General features: G+C 41.0%; 18 protein-coding genes. 10 read left to right on the forward strand and 8 right to left on the reverse strand.

The window, feature by feature from the left end; translation table 11 throughout:
- Nucleotides 1-48: 48 nt before the first annotated feature.
- Nucleotides 49-2,286, reverse strand: a complete 2,238-nt coding sequence (locus tag GXP67_RS23040) for a TonB-dependent receptor (RefSeq protein ID WP_232064544.1) — start codon at nt 2,284-2,286, stop codon at nt 49-51.
- An 802-nt stretch (nt 2,287-3,088) separates the two neighbouring features.
- On the opposite strand from GXP67_RS23040, the gene GXP67_RS23045 reads away from it, so the two are divergent.
- From GXP67_RS23045 to GXP67_RS23060, 4 genes are all read left to right on the forward strand, one after another.
- Nucleotides 3,089-4,216 carry an NAD(P)/FAD-dependent oxidoreductase gene (locus tag GXP67_RS23045; protein ID WP_162445289.1) on the forward strand — a complete coding sequence of 376 codons (1,128 nt, stop codon included), beginning with the start codon at nt 3,089-3,091 and terminating at the stop codon, nt 4,214-4,216.
- 437 nt (nt 4,217-4,653) lie between these two features.
- A complete protein-coding gene (locus GXP67_RS23050) occupies nt 4,654-7,776 on the forward strand; it encodes a SusC/RagA family TonB-linked outer membrane protein (RefSeq protein ID WP_162445290.1) in 3,123 nt (1,040 codons plus the stop codon).
- Between the two features lie 24 nt (nt 7,777-7,800).
- A complete protein-coding gene (locus GXP67_RS23055; protein ID WP_162445291.1) occupies nt 7,801-9,318 on the forward strand; it encodes a SusD/RagB family nutrient-binding outer membrane lipoprotein in 1,518 nt (505 codons plus the stop codon).
- Between the two features lie 29 nt (nt 9,319-9,347).
- Complete coding sequence (locus tag GXP67_RS23060; protein WP_162445292.1) at nt 9,348-10,169, forward strand: hypothetical protein; 822 nt, start codon at nt 9,348-9,350, stop codon at nt 10,167-10,169.
- A gap of 68 nt (nt 10,170-10,237) precedes the next feature.
- Here GXP67_RS23060 and GXP67_RS23065 read toward each other — a convergent pair whose 3' ends face one another.
- A complete protein-coding gene (locus GXP67_RS23065) occupies nt 10,238-10,942 on the reverse strand; it encodes a hypothetical protein (RefSeq protein WP_162445293.1) in 705 nt (234 codons plus the stop codon).
- A gap of 518 nt (nt 10,943-11,460) precedes the next feature.
- On the opposite strand from GXP67_RS23065, the gene GXP67_RS23070 reads away from it, so the two are divergent.
- The 5 genes from GXP67_RS23070 to GXP67_RS23090 all read left to right on the forward strand — a co-directional run bounded on the left by GXP67_RS23070 (nt 11,461) and on the right by GXP67_RS23090 (nt 18,110).
- Nucleotides 11,461-11,676 (forward strand): hypothetical protein, encoded by a 216-nt coding sequence (locus tag GXP67_RS23070; protein WP_162445294.1) that lies wholly within the window; start codon nt 11,461-11,463, stop codon nt 11,674-11,676.
- Between the two features lie 182 nt (nt 11,677-11,858).
- Nucleotides 11,859-12,395, forward strand: coding sequence for a MarR family winged helix-turn-helix transcriptional regulator (locus tag GXP67_RS23075; RefSeq protein WP_162445295.1), 537 nt, complete (start codon nt 11,859-11,861; stop codon nt 12,393-12,395).
- Between the two features lie 42 nt (nt 12,396-12,437).
- Entirely contained in the window at nt 12,438-13,583 is a 1,146-nt protein-coding gene (locus tag GXP67_RS23080; protein WP_162445296.1) for an efflux RND transporter periplasmic adaptor subunit, read from the forward strand.
- 11 nt (nt 13,584-13,594) lie between these two features.
- Nucleotides 13,595-16,690: an efflux RND transporter permease subunit gene (locus GXP67_RS23085; protein WP_162445297.1), complete on the forward strand. Its 3,096-nt coding sequence runs from the start codon at nt 13,595-13,597 to the stop codon at nt 16,688-16,690.
- Between the two features lie 106 nt (nt 16,691-16,796).
- Entirely contained in the window at nt 16,797-18,110 is a 1,314-nt protein-coding gene (locus GXP67_RS23090; protein WP_162445298.1) for a TolC family protein, read from the forward strand.
- A 178-nt stretch (nt 18,111-18,288) separates the two neighbouring features.
- Here GXP67_RS23090 and frr read toward each other — a convergent pair whose 3' ends face one another.
- Together frr and pyrH are read right to left on the reverse strand one after the other, a co-directional pair.
- Complete coding sequence (gene frr, locus GXP67_RS23095) at nt 18,289-18,849, reverse strand: ribosome recycling factor (RefSeq protein ID WP_162445299.1); 561 nt, start codon at nt 18,847-18,849, stop codon at nt 18,289-18,291.
- A gap of 139 nt (nt 18,850-18,988) precedes the next feature.
- Nucleotides 18,989-19,702 (reverse strand): UMP kinase, encoded by a 714-nt coding sequence (gene pyrH, locus GXP67_RS23100; protein ID WP_162445300.1) that lies wholly within the window; start codon nt 19,700-19,702, stop codon nt 18,989-18,991.
- A 689-nt stretch (nt 19,703-20,391) separates the two neighbouring features.
- Between pyrH and GXP67_RS23105 the strand changes: the two genes are divergently transcribed.
- Nucleotides 20,392-21,891 carry a potassium/proton antiporter gene (locus GXP67_RS23105; RefSeq protein WP_162445301.1) on the forward strand — a complete coding sequence of 500 codons (1,500 nt, stop codon included), beginning with the start codon at nt 20,392-20,394 and terminating at the stop codon, nt 21,889-21,891.
- Between the two features lie 38 nt (nt 21,892-21,929).
- Here the strand turns inward: GXP67_RS23105 and GXP67_RS23110 are convergent, their stop codons facing one another.
- The 4 genes from GXP67_RS23110 to GXP67_RS23125 form a co-directional block, all read right to left on the reverse strand.
- Nucleotides 21,930-23,531: a Na+/H+ antiporter gene (locus tag GXP67_RS23110; protein WP_162445302.1), complete on the reverse strand. Its 1,602-nt coding sequence runs from the start codon at nt 23,529-23,531 to the stop codon at nt 21,930-21,932.
- 255 nt (nt 23,532-23,786) lie between these two features.
- Complete coding sequence (locus tag GXP67_RS23115; RefSeq protein WP_162445303.1) at nt 23,787-24,539, reverse strand: acyl-CoA desaturase; 753 nt, start codon at nt 24,537-24,539, stop codon at nt 23,787-23,789.
- Nucleotides 24,540-24,838: 299 nt separating this feature from the next.
- Nucleotides 24,839-25,531 (reverse strand): DUF4159 domain-containing protein, encoded by a 693-nt coding sequence (locus GXP67_RS23120; protein ID WP_162445304.1) that lies wholly within the window; start codon nt 25,529-25,531, stop codon nt 24,839-24,841.
- A 106-nt stretch (nt 25,532-25,637) separates the two neighbouring features.
- The gene (locus GXP67_RS23125; RefSeq protein WP_162445305.1) at nt 25,638-26,339 is read right to left on the reverse strand and encodes a 16S rRNA (uracil(1498)-N(3))-methyltransferase; all 702 of its coding nucleotides are present in this window, start codon (nt 26,337-26,339) and stop codon (nt 25,638-25,640) included.
- Between the last annotated feature and the right edge of the window lie 198 nt (nt 26,340-26,537).

Raw genomic sequence — 26,537 nt, forward strand, 5'->3', positions numbered from 1 at the left:
GGCAAAAACAATAGAAATATGATTAACAGAAGTCAGCCGGAGCATTTATCAGAAGAAATAGCTTAAATTGACTTTCAGGAAAAAGGGCGTACCAGGTGTAAAATGTATCTCTGAAACAGGTTGCTGTTCCCAGCGTAAGCGAGATTCGGTATCAAACTGGGCTTCTTTCCAGCTGGTATTGGTGGTATTTTCAATCGAAAAACCTATCTCATATTTGGGTCTGGTATAATTGAGCACCGCATCTGCCAGTAAATAGCCATGGGCGATTACGCTATTATCCTCATTGGCCGGGCGGTCGCCCAGGTAGCGGTAGCGGATACTTCCATTTAGCCCGTTAGTAAGCCGGAAAGAAAGGCCGCCGATACTGGTGAGCATAGGTGCCAGGGGAATATAATCTTCGCCTTGGGGAGTAGCTAAAGCCCTGGGTCTGGTCAGATTCAGATCCGCATCTGCAAATAGCCAGCTAGTGAGTTGATAACGCAGGGAAAAGTCAATTCCATAGCGGCGGGTTTTGCCACTGGGTTCTACAATGCCTTCATCACCTACATATACAAATTCCTGATCCAGATCAAGCCGCCACAGCGAACTATGAATAATTAATTTATCGGTTGGTTTGGCCAGAACGCCTATTTCTGCTCCATAGGCTTTCGGCAAAATGTCACTTCCCTTCTGTTCTATTATAACCCTGGTATCATTGGAATGGAATCCGATTCCGGAATTAAGGAACAAACGCAACCCAGGTGTAACATCATAATTCAAATTCAGCTTGGGACTGATGGTGGTTTTTGAAGCAGATTCCCGGCTATAGGCGCTATCGAGGTGATTGTCATAGGCAAATTTGAAAGCGTCCAGCCGCAAACCAGCATTAAGCGTTAACTTTGGAGATAAGATGAGTTTTTCATCGAAATAGGCATGTGCATTGAGCTGGTCGATATCACCAAGGGCCACGTTTGCTGTGGTAATTCTTCTGGATTTTGTACGGGAAAGTTCATTATTCTGTATTTCATCATAACGCAGTCCGACACCTGCTTCTGTAATGAGTTCTTTGTTGAATAACCGGGATCTTTGCGTATAACTTCCCAAATATCCGGTCAGGTTGCGGTTCTCTTTCTGACGGATCTGGTCGCCATTGAGGCTGTCGTTGAGGAAAAAAGTAAAGTTGGAATAGAGTTCAAAATCGTACCGGGTAAAGTAGATCTGATTTTTCAGGGTAGCACCACCTGGAAGAATAGAGGTAAGTTGTACATTCACATTACTCCGCCTGGTATTTCCGCCTTCGGTATCATCAATCGCTCCAAACCTGCCAATAATACCTGCATCTACCGCCCGCTGGGGAATTTGTCCGGAAGCATCCCATTTGCTATTGAATATAGAAAGGGAAATGTTCAGAATTTTATTGTTATCGATGTAGCGGTTGTACTTACCAAACAAGTTGAGCCGGTTGAAATTCTGAGGTGAATCGAAATAGCCGTTTGTAAACAAATATTCAGAGGCAATGTAAGCGCTTTGTCCTTGTTCTTTACTCTTTTCGCCCAGCACATCCAGCATGGCCACCGCACGATACGTGTCAAACTGCCCGCCTTCCAGTTTGAACATACTTTTCTTCAGGGCATTTTTCGTCTGGAAACCAACATAGCCTGCCGTGGTAAAATCGCCTTTGTTGCTGTAATAAGGCCCTTTTCCAAAATCGATACTTTCTACGGTTTCCGGGATGAGGAAATGCAGGTCAGAATAACCCTGCCCATGGGCATGCGACACCATATTTACCGGCAAGCCATCCACAGTAAGGTTAATATCAGTACCGTGGTCAATGTCAAAACCCCTCAGGAATATCTGTTCTGCTTTTCCGCCACCGGCATGCTGGGCAATAAATAGCCCCGGCACCATACGTAACATATCCTGTGCCGAACGGGTAGGCCGAAGTTTAATATCTATCCCACTAATTGAATTGACAGGCGACTGTACACCTGCCGCTATCGTAACTTCTGACAGTTCTAACCTGGCAGTAGGCAAATGCGAAACCAGTGTTGTCGTTTCTCCAGCTTTGACAACAGCCGTAATACGGTTGGTTTCGTAGCCAATGAATGAAATTTTTAGCTCATAGCTGCCTTCAGCTAAGTCTGCAAAATAGTAGGTGCCAAACGCATCACTAGTCGTGCTTTTGCCGGTACTTTCCAGTACAATATGAGCACCTGGTAAGGGAGTGTTGCTTTCTTTATCATATACAATGCCTTTGATAGAAATTTCGTGGGCAATGGTTAGAGACGGAAAGAACAGACAGCCCATACAGAATAGTAGTAAGCTTAGGTACATAATTTAGTCGGTTAGAACTAAAATGGTTAAGGATGTTTGATTGGTAAGTATGGAGGAATTAAAAAATCCAAAGGCAAGAGTTTATCATTGCACCTGATAAAGTGCCTTATTGAAGCATGCGACAAAATTCCGGTTTACAGCAAGAGAAATGATACTCTACAGCCAGTACAGCTGTTTTTATTCTCTATTGCTAAATAGACTGTGAGAGAATTTCCTCAGGTATAGAGGGACAAGGGGAGTATATTATTTTTCATAGGTTAGGTAGTTAAGGTTTGTATAACTGAATTGCCAAACATACGGGAGTTGAAAGCAACTGGATTTAATGTTCTCAATTTTTTTTAATATACTATTGATATAATCCAGATTCTGCAATACGGCATATCTTGATTAAAGATACCTGTAGCCAATACCAACCATACACAATAACAATGAAATATTATTATTGTTTAAGTATTTCTCTATTCAGAGATTATAAAATAATGAGATTGAGGCTAATACATAACTTTTGTGGAAAAAACAATATGCATAGCAAAAACCAACAGAAATGATATAGTAATTAAATTATTAATGTATTGTAGTTGAGATGATGGCAGGAATATTCTTTTTAACCGGCTGGTGATGCATTTTACGTATTCATTCTACAGAATGACACAGATTTAATTAAATATTTTTATAATTTTTATGACAATTCTTATCTTCTAGATAGTAGTTTAGGTCTTATGGGTAACATTCTATTTTAAAACAGATTACTGCATTTTAACATTTTGATCTGCTTATGCTGAGTTTCTGGGAAAAAGAGTCTTTTCTTCAATATGATACTATTATTGTTGGCAGCGGAATTGTTGGTTTGTGTACAGCCATTGCCATCCGCGAAAAGTTCCCCCAAAATTCTGTATTAGTGCTGGAAAGAGGTATTTTTCCCACCGGAGCGAGTACCCGCAATGCCGGCTTTGCTTGCTTTGGCTCACTTACAGAAATACTGTCCGATTTACATATCAATGGCTGGGATAAAACCCGGTATGTGATAGAAAACCGCATCAGGGGACTTCAATGGCTGCGTAGTAGGCTGGGTGATGCCGCTATGGATTATCAGCCGGTAGGAGGGTACGAACTTATTTTCGAAAAAGACCTGCCGGCAGTTGATGAAATAGACACTATTAATAGCCTGCTGAAAGATATATTTTCCGAACCTGTGTATTCTCTCCGGAAAGACCTGATCCAGTCTTTTGGTTTTAACCAGCAGACTTTTCATACGATGGTATATAATCCCTATGAAGGCCACATACATACCGGAAAGCTCATGCAGGCATTACTACGCTTAGCGCAGGAAAAAGGGGTTGATATCCATACCGGAACTGAAGTAACACACATAGAAGAAAATGCGATTGGAATCAGCATCTATGTGCAGGAAAAACCACAGGGCCGCTTTGCCTTTCAGGCTAACTATGGAATACTGTGTACCAATGCATTTACGAGTAGCCTGCTTCCAGACCTGAATATACAACCTGGCCGTGGACAAGTATTAATCACCAAGCCTATTTCCAGCCTCCCCTGGCAAGGTACTTTTCATTTCGAAGAAGGCTATTATTATTTCCGTAATGTAGGAAAGCGGGTGCTTTTTGGCGGCGGCCGTAACCTGGCTTTTGAACAGGAAACTACCACCCAATTTGAATCTAATCCACACATTTTTGCTGCCTTACAACACATATTGCAACACGATATTTTGCCTGGGCAAACTTTCGAGATAGAGCAGACCTGGAGCGGCATTATGGGCTTCTCAGCCGATAAATTTCCTGTTATTAAAAAAGTTTCTCCCCACTTAAGTGTTGGTTTTGCCTGTAATGGGATGGGCGTTTCTCTGGCCGGAGCCGTTGCAGAAGAACTAACTCAACAGATGACATAATAAATCTAATATTCGAAGGAGTGGGTTTTAATAAATCCAGAATACCATTTATAGTCTCATTTTTAAGGCCTGATCTTACATGAGTATTCACCTTTCTGCGAATAGAAAAACTTATCTAATGAAGAATTATTGGTAAAGTATAAAAACTTCTCTGAATTGCCCAATATCCTTTTTCTACTATAAGCTATCACTAATTTAGCCCGGATGCCAAATTTTATTCTCTGAAAGGGGACTTTTTCCATTTAACTGGGTTTTTTAGCTATTTGAGCCTCCTTTTAAGTCTATTGGCAGTAATAAGTATTTAACGATAAAAAAATTGTACTTGCCGAATAATGCAAAAAATATTACATGATTTTTTGGTAATGAAGAAATTTTATTCATAATTTCCGTTTTCATTATTTATTTTTTTTACCCTTACATTCTAAACCTAAAAACAAATGAAGAGGATTCTACTCATGTATCTCATCTTGTTTGCGGCGGCCATGCATCCACTCGCAGCACAAGATCGAACAGTAAGCGGGAAAGTTATCTCCGCTGACGACGGAACAGCCCTACCGGGAGTAAACGTTGTTGTAAAAAGTACAAATATTGGAACCACTACTAACGCTGAAGGAAATTATTCCTTGAGTGTGCCTGCTAACACTACCCTTGTATTCAGTTTTATTGGCCTTACCACCCAGGAAATTGCTGTCGGGAACCGTTCAGTAGTAGATGTAAACCTGGCTTCTGATGTACAGGCACTTTCAGAAGTAGTAGTAACAGCCGTTGGTATTGAGCGGGAACAAAAGTCTCTGGGATATTCAGTACAGAAACTTAATAATGAGCAGCTCACACAAGCCCGTGAAACTAACGTAGTGAATTCACTTTCCGGTAAAGTAGCCGGTGTACAGATTACCGGATCTCCTGGTGTAGGTGCCTCATCAAGAATAGTAATCAGAGGAGCGCGTTCCATATCCGGAAATAACCAGCCCCTTTTTGTAGTAGATGGTGTGCCGATAAGCAATGGAAACTTTGGCGGCACCGGTAATGAAGGTGTTAACCTGGGTAATGGCGCTGCCGATATTAACCCGGATGATATTGCTAGCATTACTGTGTTAAAAGGACCTAATGCAGCTGCCCTGTATGGTTCCAGAGCATCTAATGGCGTAGTATTGATTACTACTAAATCAGGCGCTGAAACCAAAGGATTAGGGGTTTCTGTCAATTTCAATTCTACCTTTGAAAATCCTTTGATTTTGCCTAAATATCAGAATAGCTATGGACAAGGTTCCGGCGGGCAGTTTGAATTTGTAGATGGAGCCGGTGGTGGTGTAAATGATGGGGTAGACGAAAGCTGGGGACCAAAATTAGATGCCGGATTGATGATTCCTCAGTTTTTCTCTCAGAGAGATGCAAGCGGAAAACTGATTCCTGAACCCTGGGTTTCTCATCCTAATAATGTAAAAGATTTTTTCAAAACCGGGCAAACGTTTACTACCAACGTAGCTATTTCAGGCGGCAACGAAAAAGCCAATGCCAGACTTTCCCTGACCAATCTTTCTCAAAATGGGATGGTTCCTACCACAGAACTCAAAAGAAATACCATCTCTTTAAATGCTGGTGTAAAACTCACTGATAAATTCCGGATGGAAGGTACAGCTAATTATGTAAACTCAAAAAGTAATAATATCCCCGGATACGGTTACAGTGGACAAAACGTAATGCAGCAACTGGTATGGTTTGGACGTCAGGTGGATATTGGCCGCTTAAAAAATTATGTAAATGAAGATGGAGAACCATTTAGCTGGAACTATAACTACCACATGAATCCCTATTTCATTTTAAATGAGAACAAAAATACATTTGAAAGAGACAGATTATACGGAAATGTGAAATTAAGTTACCAGCTGACAGACTGGTTAACAGCTTCTGTACGTACCGGTACAGATTATTACAACAACCTAAGTACAAACAGAATAGATGTTAGAGATCTTAATGATGCACCTGCAGGTGATTACGCTGAATTCAAGCGGACTTTTGCTGAAGTAAACTCCGACTTTTTATTGTCTGCTAATAAAAACCTTGGAGAAAATTTCTCTTTGAGCTTAAGCGTAGGTGGTAACCGCATGACCCAACGGACACAGGACAATGGCGTACGGGCCCCTGGTTTAACAGTTCCAGGTATATACAATGTAGGTAACTCTTCTGTGGCACAGGAGGCTTCCAATGCCTTGTATCGCAAGCAGATCAACAGCTTTTATGGAGCAGGACAGATTGGTTTCAAAGATTATCTGTTTTTAGATTTTACCGCCCGCAATGACTGGTCGAGTACCTTGCCAAAAGCGCATAATTCTTATTTCTATCCTTCCGTTTCTTTAAGTGGGGTTATTACAGAAATGATAGGTCTGCAGTCTAATGTTTTATCTTTCCTGAAAGTAAGAGGAAGCTGGGCACAGGTAGGTTCTGATACTGATCCATACCGCCTGTTACCGGTATTTAATTTTGGAGATGCTGATGGATGGGGTAGCGATCCTGCGCTTACTGTACCCAATACTATCTTAAACCCTGAATTAAAACCGGAGATTTCTACTTCAACCGAAGTAGGAGCAGATATACGTTTGTTTAATGATAGAGTATCGTTGGATGCTACCTATTATGATAGCCGCAGCGTAGACCAGATCCTTCAGATCAATATATCCGGGGCTTCCGGTTCTCTGGCCAGATTTGTAAATGCTGGTGAGATCCGCAACAGAGGCGTTGAATTGCTGTTAAATGTAACGCCTTTAAAATTGAGCAATGGATTCAAGTGGGATGTTACTTTTAACTTTGCCCGTAACAAAAATGAAGTGGTTTCTCTGCCGGCAGGCATCAGTGAGTATAACATCGGTTCTTACTGGAGTTTGCTTGTGCAGGCACGTCCTGGACAGCCTTTTGGCGTACTGTATGGATATGGCTATCAGAGAGATCCGAATGGAAATATTATTCACCTGAATGGATTACCGCAAAGAGATCCTGCTTTAAAAGTATTAGGTAATTATACGCCAGACTGGGTAGGAGGTATCAACAATAGCTTCTCTTTTAAAGGGATTAACCTGGGCTTCTTAATTGATATTAAAAAAGGCGGCGACCTGTATTCTATGACCTCTACCTGGGGACGCTATGCTGGTGTGCTGGAAGAAACCGTAAAAGGCAGAGAAGGCGGAATTGTAGGCGATGGCGTTAAAAACATAGGCATAGCGGATTCACCTGAATATGTGCCAAATGATGTAGCCGTTACAGCAGAGAATTATAATAAGGCTGCTTTCGATAATAACCTGGCAGAGGGTAGTGTATTCGATGCTTCTTTTGTAAAACTCAGAGAAGTAAAACTTGGCTACACCATTCCTAATAAACTGTTCGGCCGTGTTCCATTCAGAGATGTAAGCCTATCTGTTGTAGGAAGAAACCTGTGGCTGATCAGTACGAATGTGCCTCACGTAGATCCTGAAACGGCTTTTAGTAACTCCAATGTGCAGGGACTTGAATTTGGACAACTTCCTTCTGCCAGAAGTGTAGGATTCAATGTTAATTTTAAATTCTAATCATTCCATTATTTACCTACGATTATGATCACATCAAAATATATCAAAACAATGTCTCTGGCACTGGCTTCCCTGTTGATGGTAAGCGCTTGTGACGATGGCTTTGAAGAATTAAATAAAAACCCCAATGGAGCTGAGGTAGCGACTCCTAACCTGTTGCTACGTAATGCTATAGAGAGTACAGTAACCCGTACACACTCTGTTGATCTGGGTGGGGAAATAGGCTCTGGCTGGGTGCAGCATATGGCTAAAATCCAGTATACCGATGAAGACCGCTATATCCCACGGGTAGGAACTATGAATAATACCTGGAGCAGTTATTATGCAGCATCCGGTAAAGACTTCCAGACGATTATTGAGCTGGCCACCAAAGCAGAGCATGATAATTACAAAGGAATCGGCATGACGATGCGCACGTATAATATAGCAATGCTTACCGATCTTTTCGGCGATGTGCCTTATACAGAAGCTTTTAAAGGAGATAGAGGGGTTGCCAGTCCTAAATATGACAAACAGGAGGATATTTATCCTATGCTGATCGCAACCTTAGATACTGCTAACTCCCTGCTTTCTGAAGGCGGCAAAGAAGTGGATGGAGATATCATGTATGATGGAGACATTGAAAAATGGAAGAAATTTACGAATTCTATGGCTTTAAGGCTTATGCTCCGTATGTCTGGCAAAGTAGATGTTTCGGCAGGAATGCGCAAGATTGTAAATGATCCGGCCACTTATCCGATTTTCACAAGTAATGATGACAATGCAACTTTGTTTTTCCTGGAAGCCAGTCCAGATGATCACCCTATTCATACCAACCGGCAAACCAGAGATGACCACCGCATCAGTGAAAACTTACTCAATATGCTTACAGACCGGGATGATTCCAGAAAGTTTGTGTATATGGATGTAAACGGCAGCAACCAGTACGCTGGTATTCCGAATGGTTTGTTATCATCTAAAGCAGCAGCTTATGGTTTAACCAATGTTTCTGATATGGGCCCTTATTTTCAAGCGCCCGATGCCCCGGCTCCTATTATGACTTTTGCCGAACTGAATTTCATTCTGGCTGAAGCTGCCAAAAAAGGATATATAGACGGTGGTGATACCAAGGCTCAGGAATATTATGAGGCCGGTATTACAGCCTCTTTCGAACAGTTTGAAGAACCCATGCAAGCCGTGTTTGATGACATGGATGGCGTACATTATGGCGGCGCTAATCCTGCCAACTTCACCACTGTAGCAGAGGAAATAGCTTATTACATTAGTATTAATCCATACGATGCCGCTAATGGGCTTCAGTTGATTGCCGAGCAAAAATACCTGGCCTTATTCGACCAGGGATTACAAGCCTGGTTTGAGTGGAGAAGAACTGGTTTTCCAGTACTGGTACCTGCTGAAGATGGCGCCAATGCCGGACAGATTCCTGTAAGATTGCCTTATCCATCTGATGAAGAAGGCCGGAACTCAAGCAATGTATCTGAGGCTGTGGCTAGACTTGCCGGTGGTAATACACTCAATAGCAAAGTGTGGTGGGATAATTAATTGTTTACTTACTAATGGTATTTACAATCATGAAAAAAACTTTAAAATTTTATATATGTGCGCTTTTGTTATCCGCTGGAATGCTTAATTCCTGCGAAGAACCAGAAGTAAAGGTTACAAAAAATGCCAGAGAAGGTGGTTTGATTTCTCCGGTTTCTGCAGGCATAAATTATGTAGTAGGAGGTACTTCGGATCTCGATATTGATCTACAAGTATTGCAAGGTCCAAAGGTTAGCTCAATAGATGTATATAAGAAATTCTATAGTGTAGCCGCCGGTGCCTGGACCAATGAAGTACTCAGCAAAACAATTGATGTAAGCGAAGCTACCAATGTTACAAAAACCATTACAGAGAATTATGCAAGCCTGATTAATGGTTTACAGTTGAGTGGTGCGCCATTGCCAGCCTCAGAAACAGATTTAGGTATTGGCGATTTCTGGGAATTACGTTTTGTATCTAAACTGCAGGATGGAAATATGTTTGAATCTAGCAGAAAGCAAAGGATTACCATTTCCAGCCGGTTTGCCGGCACCTATATCGCATCAGGCCATTTTGCCCATCCTACGTCTCCCCGTGATTATGAAGATATAGAAAAAGCAGTTTCGTCTTTGAGCGCTACTGAGTATTCCTGCGACCAGACCGGTGATTTAGGAAACTATCCGTTTACTTTCTCAATTGCCTTAGACGGAACAATTGAGGTTATTGCCGGAGATGTAAATGGGTTACCCATTACCGGAAGTGGCCACGTTGGATTGGATAATGTAAATGGTGTAGATACGCTATACATCAATTATGAATACAATGCATCTACTAGGGTGATCACTGAAAAATTAATCAAAGTGGTGGATTAATTAAATTATATTACCCATAAATAAAAAGGAGCATATAATATGCTCCTTTTTTGTTGGAGTATTGGTGGTTATAAGGTATTGGCAAAAATTAAAACCTGCGTTAAATCTTCCTTATTCTTCACACTCAGTTTATGTTGCTTGATAAATTCATATACTTTATCGCTGAGTGCGCCAAACTGAGCAGCAAAATCCTTTTTGTCCTTGGCTATTTCAACTACCTGATTTTCTATCGCGAGATATAATTTTTCCTTCTTTACAATCCTGCTGGATGCGTCACCCATATCCAGAGCAGCTACATAATTGCCTTTTACTTTTTCAACTTCTATTCTTGAAAACAAACTCCATTTACCCTCAAGAACTACCTGAAAGAAGCCAACGGTTTGAATACCCTGAAAAGTAAAATTTTTTGGGTTTGCAAATTTTACTGTAGTCCCTTTTTCCGTATCAAACCACTCAAATCTGGATACGCCGTCTGATTGAAGCACTTTTACTTTATTGTCTACTTTGATCTCAATCTGCCTTTTAGCTACCTCATACTTGAGTGGATAGTTCTCAATTATTTTGTTATTAGATAAGTAGATGGTGCCTATATACCAATTATCAGACAGATAAGTAGACCCCTTGGTTTCGGGCGTTTCGTAAGGAATTTCATCTATTCTTCCGGTTGCATTGGAACCCAGGTATATAGATTTGCCCGGCATAGATTGAGCAACCGCATGAATCCCCAACAACAACTGAGTTCCAAAAAAACATAGTAAAATAAATTTGTGCATAGATCAATAGAAAGTTAAATACAAAACAAATTAACGAAAATATAGTGTTTTATAGAATCTTTTTAACCGGCTCAGATTATAATATTATAAGGTTGCCTGTAAAGCAGGGTATATCCAATAAATCTGTTTACAAAAGTTTGAGGATGATTATAACTATTATCTTTTTGTTAAATTCATTTGTGAACACTGTGGATCAGTACCACCTTTATATCTCTTTAACAATTCATTAACACTACTCTATGGGCAACAGCCTTAATTTGCCTGTTATTTCATAAAAGCGAGTAACAAAATAGCATAAAAGGTAGCAGGGGCATAATATACCGGATTTGGTCGAGTAATTTGCCGGAGTGTCGAAAGAATAACCCCAACAGTCTAATAGTTGTAAAGTTCCGGTAACAAAAAGCATAATTTGCACATTATCTTGTTAGGTACTGGCATAATATGGGCGGGGGATTGGTATTTACTTGTTGCAACAGAAGGAAATTAACAAGAAAGTCAGATAGTAAAAACATAATTTTATGATGAATAAATACGCCTTAGTTGATGCAGCTTTTATAGTTGGAACAGCCGTTATTTTACTGGCATTAAATCAGTTTGGCAAGATGGATATAGTAAAGACCTATGCTGTGCCTGTTATGTATGGATGCTATTTGATTGGCCGTTTCTCTGTCAAACTTGTTAAGAAAAGTGCTTCAAAACAAGAATCAAAGCTGGAAAGTATCACAGAAAGATAAACAACAGCAAACTCATTTGTCAACCGGAGTGCCATAGCACACGGGATGCGGAAGGTATGGTAATGGATGTATGAACGTAAGCAAAGGTGAAATGTGAGAAGTTTTTATTTTTTGACTATATCGTTTACAGTGTAAACTATTTATAACATAAACTATTTTCAGGAACAGGAGTTTATCAATTGATGAGTAAAGAAAAATGGAAGGAAGGTGTAGCTCCTTTAGGGCTTTATTTTAGTTTTCTTACCAAGCATTTTGCCGGTGCCATGGTACAGAAGCTTTCGCACATTGATCTGGATAAGTATTTCCGGATACTGGTGGTATTAGAACAGGCGGATGCAACTTTTACCCAGCAGAATCTTTCCGATCATTTTAAAACCAATAAGGCATCGGTTGTAAGAATTGTGGATCACCTGGCAAAAAAAGGATATGTCCGGCGCAGGGTAAATAACAAAGATAGAAGAGAGCATTTGCTGATCCTGACTGAAAAAGCAAAAAATGAACTGCCAGCTATTAAAGAAGCCTTGTGCGAACTTGAAAAAAATGCGTTTAAAGGATTTACCGATGAGCAGAAACAAATATTCTTCCAGTTACTGGATCAAATCTATGTGAATATGTCTGACTTACCAGTGGAAGAAGCAGCAATTAAATACGGAAAAATAACTCCATCAGCCACAAGCAAACGGAAAAAACGACTATTGGTACAGGTAGAAAATCAGTAATGAAATAGATATTTAACAACATATAATAAATAATAAACTAGAATGAGTAAAACTTTAAAAATGGTATTGATTGGCGCTGTATTGCTGATTATTGTAGCAATGGTAGCTGTACCGAGAATGGGAATTCTGAAAGGAGATGATGGCCCTAAAAAAGGTTCGGGAACTGCAGCTGCTACAGTACCAGGAGGTGGCGGCCCAGGTGGTGTGGCAGTAGATGTGATGCTGGTGAAAACCGAAAAACTCAACAACCAGATTCAGTCTACGGGTACGATTATGGCCAATGAAGAAGTAGAATTACGGAGCGAAATTAATGGAAAAATCAGCCAGATCTATTTTAATGAAGGTGACCGGGTGAAAAAAGGGCAATTACTGGTTCGCATCAACGATGATGAGCAGCAGGCGCAGCTCAAACGCTTAGAATATAATATTAAGTTAAACCAGGATCAGGAATTCCGCCAGAAAAGGCTCCTGGAAAAAGAGGCCATCAGCCAGCAGGAATACGATATTGTACTAACACAGCTGAATTCCAGCAATGCAGAGTTGCAACAATTACGGGCAGTGATAGCCAAATATTCTATCCGTGCACCTTTCGATGGGATTATCGGCTTACGCTATGTGAGTGCCGGCAGTTATGTATCGCCTAGTTCGCAGATTGCCTTTATGCAGGACATTGATCCGGTAAAAATTGAATTTTCTGTTCCGGAAAAATATGCAGGACAGGTAAAAGCAGGAAATAAAATTGGTTTTACTATTAATGGCATAGACAAACAATATGAAGGAAACGTATATGCGGTAGAACCAAGAATTGATCTGGCTACCCGTTCCTTACGTATCCGGGCTACTTCACCCAATCCTGCCCGGGAACTGCTTCCGGGCGCTTTTGCGAAGGTACAGCTTACCCTGCAAACCATTGATGATGCGGTGATGATCCCGACAGAAGCCTTGATTCCGGAATTACAGGGACAAAAAGTGTTTTTGTACAAGAATGGTGTGGCTAAGTCTTTTCCGGTAGAAACCGGTATCCGTACCGAGAGAAAAATTCAGATCACCAAAGGGGTACAAATTAACGATAGTTTGATTATTACCGGCCTCCTGCAGTTGAAAGACAGCATGCAGGTAAAAGTGAGAGATTTGAGAACTAACGAAGCCCCTAAAAATAACAACCAGCTTACCAGTGCTGGCAAATAACTTCATAGCTTATGAATATTTCATCACTTAGCATTAACCGCCCGGTTCTGGCCACTGTTTTCTCGATAGTAATTCTGCTATTTGGGTTTATTGGCTTTACCACCCTGGGTGTACGGGAATATCCCAGTGTAGACCCCCCGATCGTAACAGTACAAACCAACTATACCGGTGCCAATGCCGATATTATTGAATCGCAGATCACAGAGCCGCTGGAAGAGTCTATCAATGGGATTGCAGGTATCAATGCCTTAACTTCTCAGAGCAGCGATGGGCGTAGTAGTATTACGGTAGAGTTTGACCTGGAAGTAGATCTGGAAGCGGCTGCCAACGACGTTCGCGACCGGGTGTCTCGGGCACAGCGTAATTTGCCTCAGGATGCCGATCCACCTATTGTATCTAAAGCAGATGCCAATGCGGAAACCATACTTTCGCTCACGGTACAAAGCGATAGCCGGAGTTTACTCGAACTATCGGAAATAGGTAATAATGTTTTTAAAGAACGGCTGCAAACTATTCCAGGTATAAGTGAAATCCGGATATGGGGTGAGAAAAAATATGCCATGCGCCTGCTTATGGACCCTGATAAACTGGCTGCTTATCAACTGGCTCCGCTGGATGTGAGAAATGCCCTGGTCAGGCAAAATGTGGAACTTCCATCCGGAAGAATTGAAGGCTATGGAACAGAATTAAGTGTACGGACTTTAGGCCGCCTGAGAACGGTGCAGGAGTTTAGTGATATGATCATTAAAGAAACAGAAGGTTCTATTGTACGCTTCAGTGATATTGGAAAGGCAGTATTAGCTCCTGAGAATGAACGAAGCCTTTTAAGAGGAAATGGTGGCATCCCTATGATAGGGGTGGCCGTAACGCCGCAGCCTGGGGCTAATTATATAGCCATTGCCGATGAGTTTTATAAAAGAGTAGATCAGATTAAAAAAGAATTGCCTAAAGATCTTAAACTGGGAATGGCCCTGGACACAACCGTTAATATCCGTAAGGCTATTACAGAAGTAGAAGAAACCATTCTGATCGCATTCGGGCTGGTAGTTCTGGTAATTTTTGTATTCCTCCGTGACTGGCGTACCACATTGATTCCGGTATTGGCGATTCCGATTTCGCTCATCGGTACTTTTTTCATTATGTACATTTCAGGGTTCTCTATAAACATTCTTACCCTGCTTGGAATTGTACTGGCTACCGGCCTGGTCGTAGATGATGCGATTGTCGTATTAGAAAATATCTATACAAAGATTGAGGAAGGCATGGACCCTAAAGAAGCCGGACATAAAGGTTCACAGGAGATTATTTTTGCTATTATTTCTACTACTATCACGCTGGCAGCTGTATTTTTACCAATTATATTTTTGCAAGGTATTACCGGACGATTATTCCGTGAATTTGGGGTGGTAGTAGCAGGTTCTGTTATTATTTCTGCTTTTGTTTCTTTGACACTTACACCTATGATGAGTGCCAGATTTCTAAAAAAGAAAGTAAAACCAAGCAAGTTTTACCAGGTTACAGAACGGTTTTTTGAGAGGATGACCGAGGGATATAATAAATCCCTGCAAGCATTTATGGGTTACCGCTGGGTGGCTATTGTGATTATGGTGGTGTCAGGAGGAATTATCTTAGGTATCGGGTCACAACTTCCTTCTGAGTTAGCGCCCTTAGAAGATAAAAGCCGGTTAAATATTCAGGCTACTGCCCCTGAAGGTACTTCCTATGAATTAATGGATCAATACATAGAAAAAATAGTTGAATTAGTAGATACAATGGATGTAAGAGAATCCATTCTTTCGGTTACGGCTCCCGGATTTAGTGGTTCAGGCGCTGTAAATACCGGCTTTGTCCGAATGACAATGGTAGATCCAACCAAACGTGACATTACACAGCAGCAACTGGCGGATAAATTAGGAGGCATAGCCCGGCAGTATAATTTCGCCCGTACTTTTGTGGTGCAAGAGCAAACCATTGGCGGCGGTAGAGGAGCAGGTTTGCCAGTTCAATATGTATTGCAGGCACCTAATTTCGAAAAACTGAAAGAAATCATACCTAAATTCATGGATAAAGCCCAAGCTGATCCGAATTTTCAGGTAGTTGACTTGAATCTGAAATTCAATAAGCCTGAACTTAGTATTGAAATTGACCGGGAACGTGCCAGAATCTTGGGGGTATCTGTACTGGATATTGCCGAAACCTTGCAGTTGTATTACAGTGGTCAGCGTTTTGGCTATTTTATTAAAGACGGTAAACAATACCAGGTAATTGGCCAGGCCGACCGCTCCAACCGGGATGAACCTGTAGATTTAAGTTCTATTTATGTTAAAAACGACAAGAGCGAGTTAATTAAATTAGATAATGTAGTAAAATTAAGCGACCAGAGCAGCCCACCACAATTATACCGTTATAACCGCTATGTAGCTGCCACAGTTTCTGCATCACCAGCTCCGGGTGTTACTTTAGGCCAGGGCATTGAAGCGATGGATAGAATTGCTAATGAGGTACTCGATGACTCTTTTTCAACAAGTCTGGCAGGTACTTCTAAAGAGTTTGCAGAAAGTTCAAGCAGCTTACTATTTGCATTTTTACTGGCTCTGGTGCTGATTTACCTGATTTTGTCGGCGCAGTTTGAAAGCTTCACCGACCCATTAATTATCATGTTTACGGTACCTTTGGCTTTAGCCGGTGCGGTATTGTCCTTATGGTTATTTGGGCAAACATTGAATATTTTCAGCCAGATTGGGATTATTGTACTGATCGGGATTGTAACTAAAAATGGAATTCTGATCGTGGAATTTGCCAACCAGCGTAAAGAAGAAGGCTTGTCGGTGAAGGATGCCGTAGTTGATGCTGCTACTCAGCGTTTGCGTCCTATTCTGATGACGAGTTTAGCTACTGTTCTGGGTGCGCTGCCGATTGCATTAGCCCTGGGAGCTGCCTCTAAAAGCCGGATGCCTATTGGTATTGCCATCATCGGTGGCTTGATGTTTTCGTTGATACTCACGTTATATGTAATACCTGCCCTATATTCTTATATTTCCAGAAGGGTTAAACCACATGAGCAAAAAGCCCAGGAAGTACGGCAGCTGGAAAGTGCAGGTGTTTAACAATTATTATTTTGTATAGAAACTCATTCAATAGCTGCGTAAGGACCAGGCTTATTAAGCCTATTCCTTACGCAGCTCTCAACTTTAAAACTACTTTTGACCACTCATGATAAAAAATACTTTTATCAGTCTGCTGCTTTTGCCTGCACTTTCCTTTGCGCAGGAAGCAAATAGAACAGATACATTAACGATTGAAAAAGCAGTAGGAATCGCCCTGGAAAATAATTACACTATTAGAATTGCTGAGCGTGAAAAACAAATTTCCGCCAATGACTACCGGCTGGGGGTAGCTGCTTTTTTGCCAACCCTGGGTTTAGATGGAATCCGGAGTTATTCTATAAATGATACCAAGCAAGTATCTTTTAATGGAGATGTTAGGGAAGTAGATAATGCCAGATCAAACCGTATATCTGGTTCTGTATTGTTCAACTGGACTGTTTTTGACGGTACCAGAATGTTTATTGCCTATGACCAGCTGAAGGAATTACGCAATGCCGGTGAAGAAATAGCCAAAGTAAATATCGAAAATTCTATTGCCACAGTAAGTAATTCCTATTATAATATTATTCAGCAACAGGAAAAAGTAAGTGCATTTACCGATGCCCTCAATATTTCCCAGCAGCGGCTCGACTTAGCCAAAGCACAGTATGAAGTGGGTTCAGGCTCCAAATTGAATTACCTGGCTGCCCAGGTCGATTATAATACCGATAAATCTGCCTTAATCCAGCAAGAGCGTTTATTGACAAATGCCAAAGTAAGCTTGAATGAAATATTGGGTAGAACTTCTGAGGCAGATTTTATAGTATCAGATACAATTATTGTAGATGAGAATTTGGAACTGACTGCTCTGCGTGAGTCTACCATTCAACGCAACCCAAATCTGCTTTTAGCCCAGCGGAACCGCAATATCGCTTACCTGGAAACGAAAGCTTTAAAAGCAGAACGCTTTCCAAGGCTGAGTTTAACTGGCGATTATACTTATAGCCGGGCTGAAGCGGCTGTAGGTTTTGCCTTGAGTAACAGGAACGCAGGATATACCTATGGAGCCAGAGTAACCATGAATATATTAAACGGATTAGACCAGAACCGCCGTATCCAGAATGCCAAAATTCAGCGGGAAGTTACAGATATCAGAATTGATGAGCTGAAAGTACAACTGGAGGCAGACCTACAGCGGGCATACACCGACTACCAGAACAGCCTCAATCTGATCGCCCTGGAAAAGGAAAACCTGGCCATTGCCCGGCAGAATATCGATATTGCCCTGGAACGCTATAAACTGGGTGTATCTACCCCGCTCGAACTCCGGGAGGTACAACGGAATGCCGTAAATACAGAAAGCCGCCTGATCGATGCAGAATATGCCGGGAAACTGGCCGAAATTGAGTTACTGCGCCTGAGCAGCCGGATTATTCAGTAATCATTCAGTAATGAGTATAGAGTGGTGAGTACAGAGATTTAAAATTCAGATACAAGCAATAACAAAACTCTTCTATGAGATTTAAAAATAAAAGCCCGGTTTTTGAACCAGGCTTTTTTATTTATTAGCATCAAGCTGAATTAAATACCAGCTATACTTAATACTCACTACTTCCGGATTACACCGTCATGATTTCCGCTTCTTTATTAGTCATCAGTACATCTATTTTGGCAATATAGCTATTGGTCAGGTCCTGCACTTTGTCTTCAGCCCGTTTTACTTCATCTTCTGAAGCGCCCTCTTTCAGAAGTTTCCTCAGCGATTCATTGGTATCTTTACGGATATTACGGATGCCTACTTTTCCGGTTTCTATTTCATTCTTTACTTTTTTCACCAGTTCCCGTCTGCGTTCTTCTGTTAAAGGCGGAATGTTGAGGCGTACCATATCACCATCCAGTTGGGGAGTCAGTTTCAGGTCACTGTTATTGATAGCTTTATTAATTTCCCCGATCATTTTCTTTTCAAAAGGTTTAATCAAAATCGTACGGGCATCGGGCGTATTTACCGTAGCCACCTGATTGAGGGGCGTCATGGTTCCGTAGTATTCGACTGACAAGCCATCCAGCATAGAAGGCATCGCTTTGCCGGCACGGATCTTATTGAGTTCAGCACTAGTATGCTTTACCGTTTTTTCCATTGAGTCTTTGGCATCTTCCAAGAATAATTGTATTTCTTCCATTGTTAATAATGAATTAGGGGTTTATCAAGCTATCTGTTATTGATTGTACAATTCAATACGTATAGATGGTAAGATGAATGTATCATTCTAAAAGCATCAGCTTATGTAATTACGACCGTATACGTAAACTGTTCATACTTTAGTTCATAGAAATCAGGGTACCTATATCATCATCTCCCTGTATAAGACGATATAAATTACCTGCTTTATTCATATCAAACACAATAATTGGCAGGTTATTTTCCTTACAAAGCGTAAAGGCGGTCATGTCCATTACATTCAGGCCCATCTGGTAAACTTCTTCAAAAGAAATTCTGGTATACCTGGTGGCTGTTGGATCTTTTTCCGGGTCGGCAGTATACACGCCGTCTACCCTGGTGCCTTTTAGTACTACATCGGCTTCAATCTCAATGGCCCGCAGACTTGCTGTAGAATCGGTAGTAAAATAAGGGTTACCAATACCGGCTCCAAAAATTACAACCCTGCCTTTTTCCAGGTGACGAACCGCCCGGCGGCGAATGAATGGCTCACATACCTGTTCCATTTTAATACCAGACATCAGTCTTGTAAACAGTCCTACTTTCTCCAATGCCCCCTGCAAAGCCATCGCATTAATTACGGTAGCCAGCATTCCCATATAATCCCCTTGTACCCGGTCGATGCCAGCAGCTGCCGCATCTGTACCTCTGAAAATATTTCCTCCACCTATTACAATGGCTACCTGCGTTCCTGCATCCATCACCCGTTTGATCTCTCCGGAATATTGCATTAAAATTTTAGGATCTATTCCATACCCTTTATTACCGCTGAGCGCTTCGCCACTTAATTTGAGAAGAATTCTTTTGTACTTCATTTGAAAATAGTTTGGTTTATGTAAAATTTCCTGAGTTCAGGCTTAATAGGGTGGTTTCATTTTTTTTCTGATTCTTTATAGTAGGGTAAAGGTCAAAAATCTGGCAAAGATAATGATTTTACGTTAGGGTAAGAATGTTTTTTAGATACTGGTAAAAAACATAAACCTGCTATGTCACTTTATTCAGGAGGAGTTTAGCATTGATTAAGCTTTTCCAGGCAAACTCTCTTATGTTAAGCTACAGGAAAATATAACATTCAAGTATTCACTGTGGAAGAGATAATACTTGAGCAATAGTACTTGGCCTTCTCTACTGCAGGTTATTGTTTTGAAACTAATTTATTCGGATTAACGAGCGGGAAAGCATACCTAGATAGACCGGACTGGTCTAAAAATGACACGAATACCCTTGGCCTTATCGAAGCCTGGCAACTTAAATTGGGTTTTAAAAGATATGGTTTCATGTAGCTTTTTATGATATAAATAAGAGTTATTATGCTCTGTCAGAAGAAATCAGGTTGACTTTCTTGCTAGGATAAAAGGGCAAATCGGCCTATCTTTAAGCGACAAGATATTAAATAACACTAAATTTTTGCCGGTTTGTTATTGATAACGATCATTAAAATATTTGATAATCAGATATTTGCTGTTCATATGATGCGTAATGTCCACCTTAAATTGTTGTAAGAATGGTTGTACAAATTGAATTAATTCTATTAGGCTTAGCTCTCCTTTTCTTTCTGAGTATTTTGGCTGGAAAAGCTGGTCATAGGTTTGGCGTACCTGCCTTACTATTGTTTCTATCTGTGGGTATGCTAAGTGGCAGTGATGGATTGGGTATTCAATTTGAAAATATTCAGGTGGCACAGACTATAGGAACAATAGCACTCTGTGTGATACTTTTTTCAGGAGGGATGGATACCAAGATTTCTGAAATACGCCCGATAATTCCTCAGGGGATCGTTTTAGCGACTTTCGGTGTCTTTTTAACAGCAATCATTACTGGTATTGTTATATGGTGGGTGCTAGGGTGGACCATGCAAGGAGCAGGTGTTGGATTTTTAACTTCTCTGTTGCTGGCATCAACCATGTCATCTACAGACTCCGCCTCGGTATTTTCTATTCTGCGCTCTAAAGGAGTGCAACTGAAAAATAACCTCCGGCCTATGCTGGAACTTGAAAGTGGTAGTAACGACCCTATGGCATACGTGCTTGTTATTACCCTGATAGAAATTATTAAAATGGAAGGCGCCACAAACTATTGGATGGCTGCGGGGATGTTGGTGGTGCAACTTGTAATTGGAGCAGCTGCAGGTTTTTTATTGGGAAAACTGGCCGTCCGCACAATCAACCGTTTGCAAATTGAAAATGGCTCTCTTTATCCCATCCTGGTTTTTACTTTCTGCATTTTCATCTTTTCATTTACCTATTTTATCAAAGGTAACGGGTATCTGGCTGTTTACATAGGTGGACTGGTGATTGGCAATTCCAAATTTGTGCATAAGCGTTCCTCCCTTAATTTTTTTGATGGCCTGGCCTGGATGAGCCAGTTATTAATGTTCCTGACATTAGGATTGCTTGTTAACCCTCGTGAATTAGTTCCAATTGCTATACCTGGGCTCATTATTAGTTTTTTAATGATATTTGTAACACGTCCGCTTAGTGTTTTTCTTAGTTTATTGCCTTTCCGTCATATGCCGTTTAAGGATAAACTCTTTGTGTCGTGGGTAGGTCTCCGAGGGGCTGTTCCCATCATTTTTGCTATACTCCCGCTTGTTGAAAATGTGCCTCATGCGCGCTTAATCTTCAATATCGTTTTTTTCTGTACACTTGTTTCCTTGGTAGTTCAAGGAACTTCCCTTTCACAAATGGCGGCCTGGCTTGGCCTGGCTGCTAAGCCAAACCAAATAAAAGCATTGAAAAATTTTGATGTGGAGTTTTCTGACGAAATAAAATCTGTTACTACTGAAATCAAAATTAATGCTCAATCACTAATTAAAGGAAATCATCTGATGGACCTGGAACTACCCGATAAAACTCTGGTTGTAATGGTGAAACGGGATGAAAATTATTTTATTCCAACTGGAAAAACGGTTTTACAGGAAAAGGACATTCTTTTAATTATAACAGATGACCATGATGTTTTAATGGAAACATATAAAAATCTGGGCGTTGCTGATAATTTGTAATAAGAAATGCAATAGATAAAGATGTGGGATAAGGAGGCTTAACTGGCATCTTTTTCCAGAACCACTCTGGCTTCTTCCAGGTCAAGTTCATACTCCAGGCGTCGCAGTACTTCATCGCTGATCTTACCTTCTTTCCGGAGTCCGATCACCAGAGTACGTTCTATATTAATGAGTTCATGTTGCAGGCTATGGAACTGGATAATTTGTTCTTCATCAATGCGTGGTTTGGCTTTGGTACCCTTCTGCTTCATAAGCCGCGAAATCCGGATTTCATATTTGGTTTTGATCTGTGCCAGCACTTCATCGGTTACAACGCCGTAGGAAAAGTTTTCTTCGATATAGGTAATGGCCGCTGTAGCGATTTTCATCCTGGCATCCAGTTCTTCTGTATGGGCACTTCCATCTGGTTTGATACCCAGCCAGCGGACCAGGAAGGGCAAACTTAATCCCTGCAAAACGAGTGTAGAGAGAATTACACAAAAAGTCAGAAAAAGAATCAGGTTCCGTTCCGGAAAAGGAGTGGTGCCATCTATGGTTAAAGGCAAAGATAAAGCTGCTGCCAGAGATACTACTCCCCGCATGCCTGTCCAGGCCACGATGCTTACCAGTTTAATATTGGTTTCCGGTTCCTGCTGCCGGACTTTCCAACTCAGTAGCCTTGGAAAATAAGCGCCGGGATATACCCAGATTAATCTTCCTACAATTACAGCCAGGCTGATGATGGCACCATACCCAATGAGCGTTCCCCAGGAATATTGACTAATACCTTCTACAATGGAAGGCAACTGAAGTCCTATCAGCGTGAATACAACGCCATTCAGCAGAAAAATGATAGAATTCCATACCGCTACTGCCTGCATACGGCTTTGGTGAGAAAATATTTCAGAAGACCGTACGGTAATAAACAATCCTGTAGTTACCACTGCCAGCACACCCGATACATGCAGTTCTTCGGCGATCAGGTAAGAGATAAAAGGTGTAAGCAAAGTAAGACTGGTATCTACAATGGGGTTATTAGGTGTTATTTTATGCACCCATACCACTACCCATCCTATAAGTAAGCCTATCAGCACACCTACAACTGCTACCCACACAAATTGCAAACTGGCTTCCCATAAGATAAACTGTCCGGTAGTAACAGCCGCTACCGCATAGCGGAAGGCAATCAGGCCTGTGGCATCATTTACCAGGCTTTCCCCTTCCAGTACGGTGATCACCCTTCTGGGAACGCCCAGGCCTTTGGTGGCGCTGGTTGCTGCTACGGCATCTGGCGGCGAAATAATGGCGCCCAATACAAAAGCCACCGGCCACGAAAATCCCGGAATAAAATAATGCGCCACCACAGCAACTGCGGTTGTAGTAAAAAGCACACAGCCTATAGCAAGAAGAGTAATCGGACGTTTGGCGGCTTTGAAATCAGGCCAGGAGGTATACCAGGCGGCTGAGTATAACAATGGCGGCAGAAAAATGAGAAATACCACTTCCGGACTTAGTTCTACATGAGGTAAACCCGGAATCAGGCCAATTGCAATGCCGGCTAATACCAGAAGAATGGGGTAAGGAATTTTAACTTTGTCGGTGACCTGCGCCAGGGCAGTAATAACAGCAAGCAGTACAATTATAATTTCAATGTCGCGCATATGCTTCGGAGAGCAATGTGTAGAAGTATTAGTTTTATAAGTAATGAAAATTATCTGCTTATAGGCAGATGGTTGTTATGAAATGGTTGGAAACCAGAGAACAAGATAAGGGTTCTGAGTTACTTTATAAAACTCAGTTATCAGTCTCTTTTAAAGAAACTATGTATAGGTATGCAAGCTATTAATTTTAACAGTATAAAACAAAAGCGGCAGATGAATGATCACCTGCCGCTTTTTTGTGAAAATATTGTATGCTTATGCTTTTACCTTCACTGGTTTCAGCTTAATAATACGAACCATATGTAAAAATTTAATGACAGGATATACCGGATCAAACTCAAACCATTTGGCACCGAAGTTCACCCGGTTCGGCAATTTGTGATGGTTATTCTGGAACAGTTCGCCCAGCATCAGCACATCAAATACCAGAGAGTTTTTAGATTTATCGTGGTTATCAAAGTTGGCATAGCCATATTTATGTCCGCTCCAGTTTACAATCGCTCCGTGTACTGGTCCCATCAGGAAGTGAACCGGAAGCAGAAAGAAGAAAGCCCAGTGCATATCAGCATACAGGTAACAAAGTACATACACCAATACATAAAAAGTACCCCAGGCAATTCTTGAAATATAGGAATCACCTATTTTTTCCATTCTTTCCCATACCGGATAATCCCTGTCGAACTGTGGGTCCGGATCAACAGTGCCTTTGGCAAACCCGTTATAAATATCTTTTGTCTCCCACATCATCGTAAACAGATTTTCTGTGTGATGAGGAGAATGAGGGTCTTTATCTGTATCGCTGTAGGCATGGTGCATGCGGTGCAGAATGGCATATGCCCTTGGACTTAGATAAGAAGATCCTTGTGTAGCATAGGTGAGAAAAAAGAAAAACTTTTCCCAGAAAGGATTCATCGTAAACATCTTGTGTGCCGAATAGCGGTGCAGAAAGAAAGTCTGGCAGAACAGAGATAAATACCAGTGGGCAAAGAAGAAAACTAAAATAATCACGTATTAATAAATTTAGGTTAAAATTAGAACTTATATAGGTTAAGAAGCTGTGAAGCTAAAATGTTTACGGAATTGAGGAAATTTTTGTCAACTATTGTATGAGAAAAATTTTACGGCTGTTACGCAAAGTAAATAAATAATTATTTAATTGAAAAATAAGTTCAGAAAAGCCCGAAAACTATTGAAAATTTATATATAATTGGCTGACTGTGCGACTGTTGTTTAGTAAATATGGCTTACACAATTATGCTGTAACTACTCGGTTTTTTGATAAAAAAAGTATCCGGAATTACACAAACTTAATAATTGGTAAGAGCGAAATACAGCAGATTAGCTCCCATTTTTAAAGCTTCCTGGCGTTTTTCTTCAGGATCGTTATGCACCGACTGGTCTTCCCATCCGTTGCCTAAGTCTGTTTCAAAGCTGTAAAAACATATCAGTCTTCCTTCATAAATCAATCCGAATCCCTGGCTGGGTTTTCCGTCATGTTCGTGGATTTTGGGTAAGCCGTTTGCAAAATTATATTTCTGATGATATACCGGATGGTTAAAGGGAAGTTCGATAAAGGTGAGTTCGGGAAATACTTTTTTCATTTCCAGGCGGATGAATTTATCCAGCCCATAGTTATCATCAATGTGGAGAAAGCCACCAGACATCAGGTACTTTCGCAGATTACGTGCTTCAGCATCTGTAAACACTACGTTTCCATGGCCGGTCATATGCACAAAAGGATAGGAGAAAATTTCCGGGCTGCCTACATCTACTACTTCTTCTTCCGGCGCAATATTCATTTTTAGGTTTTTATTGCAGAAATTAATCAGATTGGGTATAGAGGTTTTATTGGCATACCAGTCGCCGCCACCATTATATTTGAGCTTGGCAATTTTATATGATGGCACCTGTGCTACACTTTGCTTAGTAAGCAGCAGAACCAGCGCACTCAGGAGAAACAGGAAGGTTTTATAGAAAGAAGAATTATTAATTGTATACATAGATTGAATAAAACAGATCAGAAAAGTAACACAAAACTTTTGTTTTCAGAAATCTAAGTTTACCCTTTTCAGAGACCAGATACTAAAAACTGAAGACTATTTCCTACTAACGGCTGTTGATCAGATTTAATATGTGGCAGGCTACGATTCCTGCAGTTTCGGTGCGTAACCGGCTTTCACCCAGACTTACAGCTAAAAATCCTTTTGCCTGGGCGAGTCTGATTTCTTCCGGAGAAAAATCTCCTTCCGGGCCAATCAACACACAATATTCTTTACCTTGTTGAGCAAGCTGCTGTAATAATTCCCGCTTTCCTTCTTCCAAATGCGCAATAAACCGCTGTTCGGGCAAGGGTTGTTCTATAAATTTTTTATAGGAAATAATTTCATGAATAGCTGGTAATCTGCTTTTCAGCGATTGTTTCATGGCTGCTATTGCGATTTTTTCTACCCGGTCTGTTTTAAAAAACTTCCGTTCGGAATGTTCACAGGCGATAAAGCTGATTTCATCTACGCCGAGTTCCACACATTTTTCTACCATCCATTCGGTACGGTCAGCATTTTTGGTGGGTGCAATGGCTATATGGATTGTATACGGTTTATAAGATTCTGTTTGTGTAGAAATGATCTGTAGCTGGCATTTTTTAGGATCTTCTGTCAGCAGCCGCGTTTCAAAAATGTTTCCATTTCCGTCGGTGACATGCACTATATCTCCCTTTTTTATGCGCAATACTTTCAGGCAATGCCTGGCTTCATCCTCTAGCAGGAAAGGAGCTTGTATATTAAAATCGGGGTTATAAAATAATTGCATAGAATAGTTATTTTCAAACAAGCAAACCTTACTGCCTACCTTACCTTAACGCCGTCCTACTTTTATTTTGCATGCCCAAAATAAAAGTAGCAAAACAAAAGGGCAGCACCAATAGAGACTTTTTTCACGCCAGATAAAATCATCGCGCATTCCTCCGGCCTACGCCACAGGCCAAAAAAGTCCGCGCTATTGCTGCAC

This window comes from Rhodocytophaga rosea (assembly GCF_010119975.1).
In the GTDB taxonomy this organism is placed as follows: Bacteria; Bacteroidota; Bacteroidia; order Cytophagales; family 172606-1; genus Rhodocytophaga; species Rhodocytophaga rosea.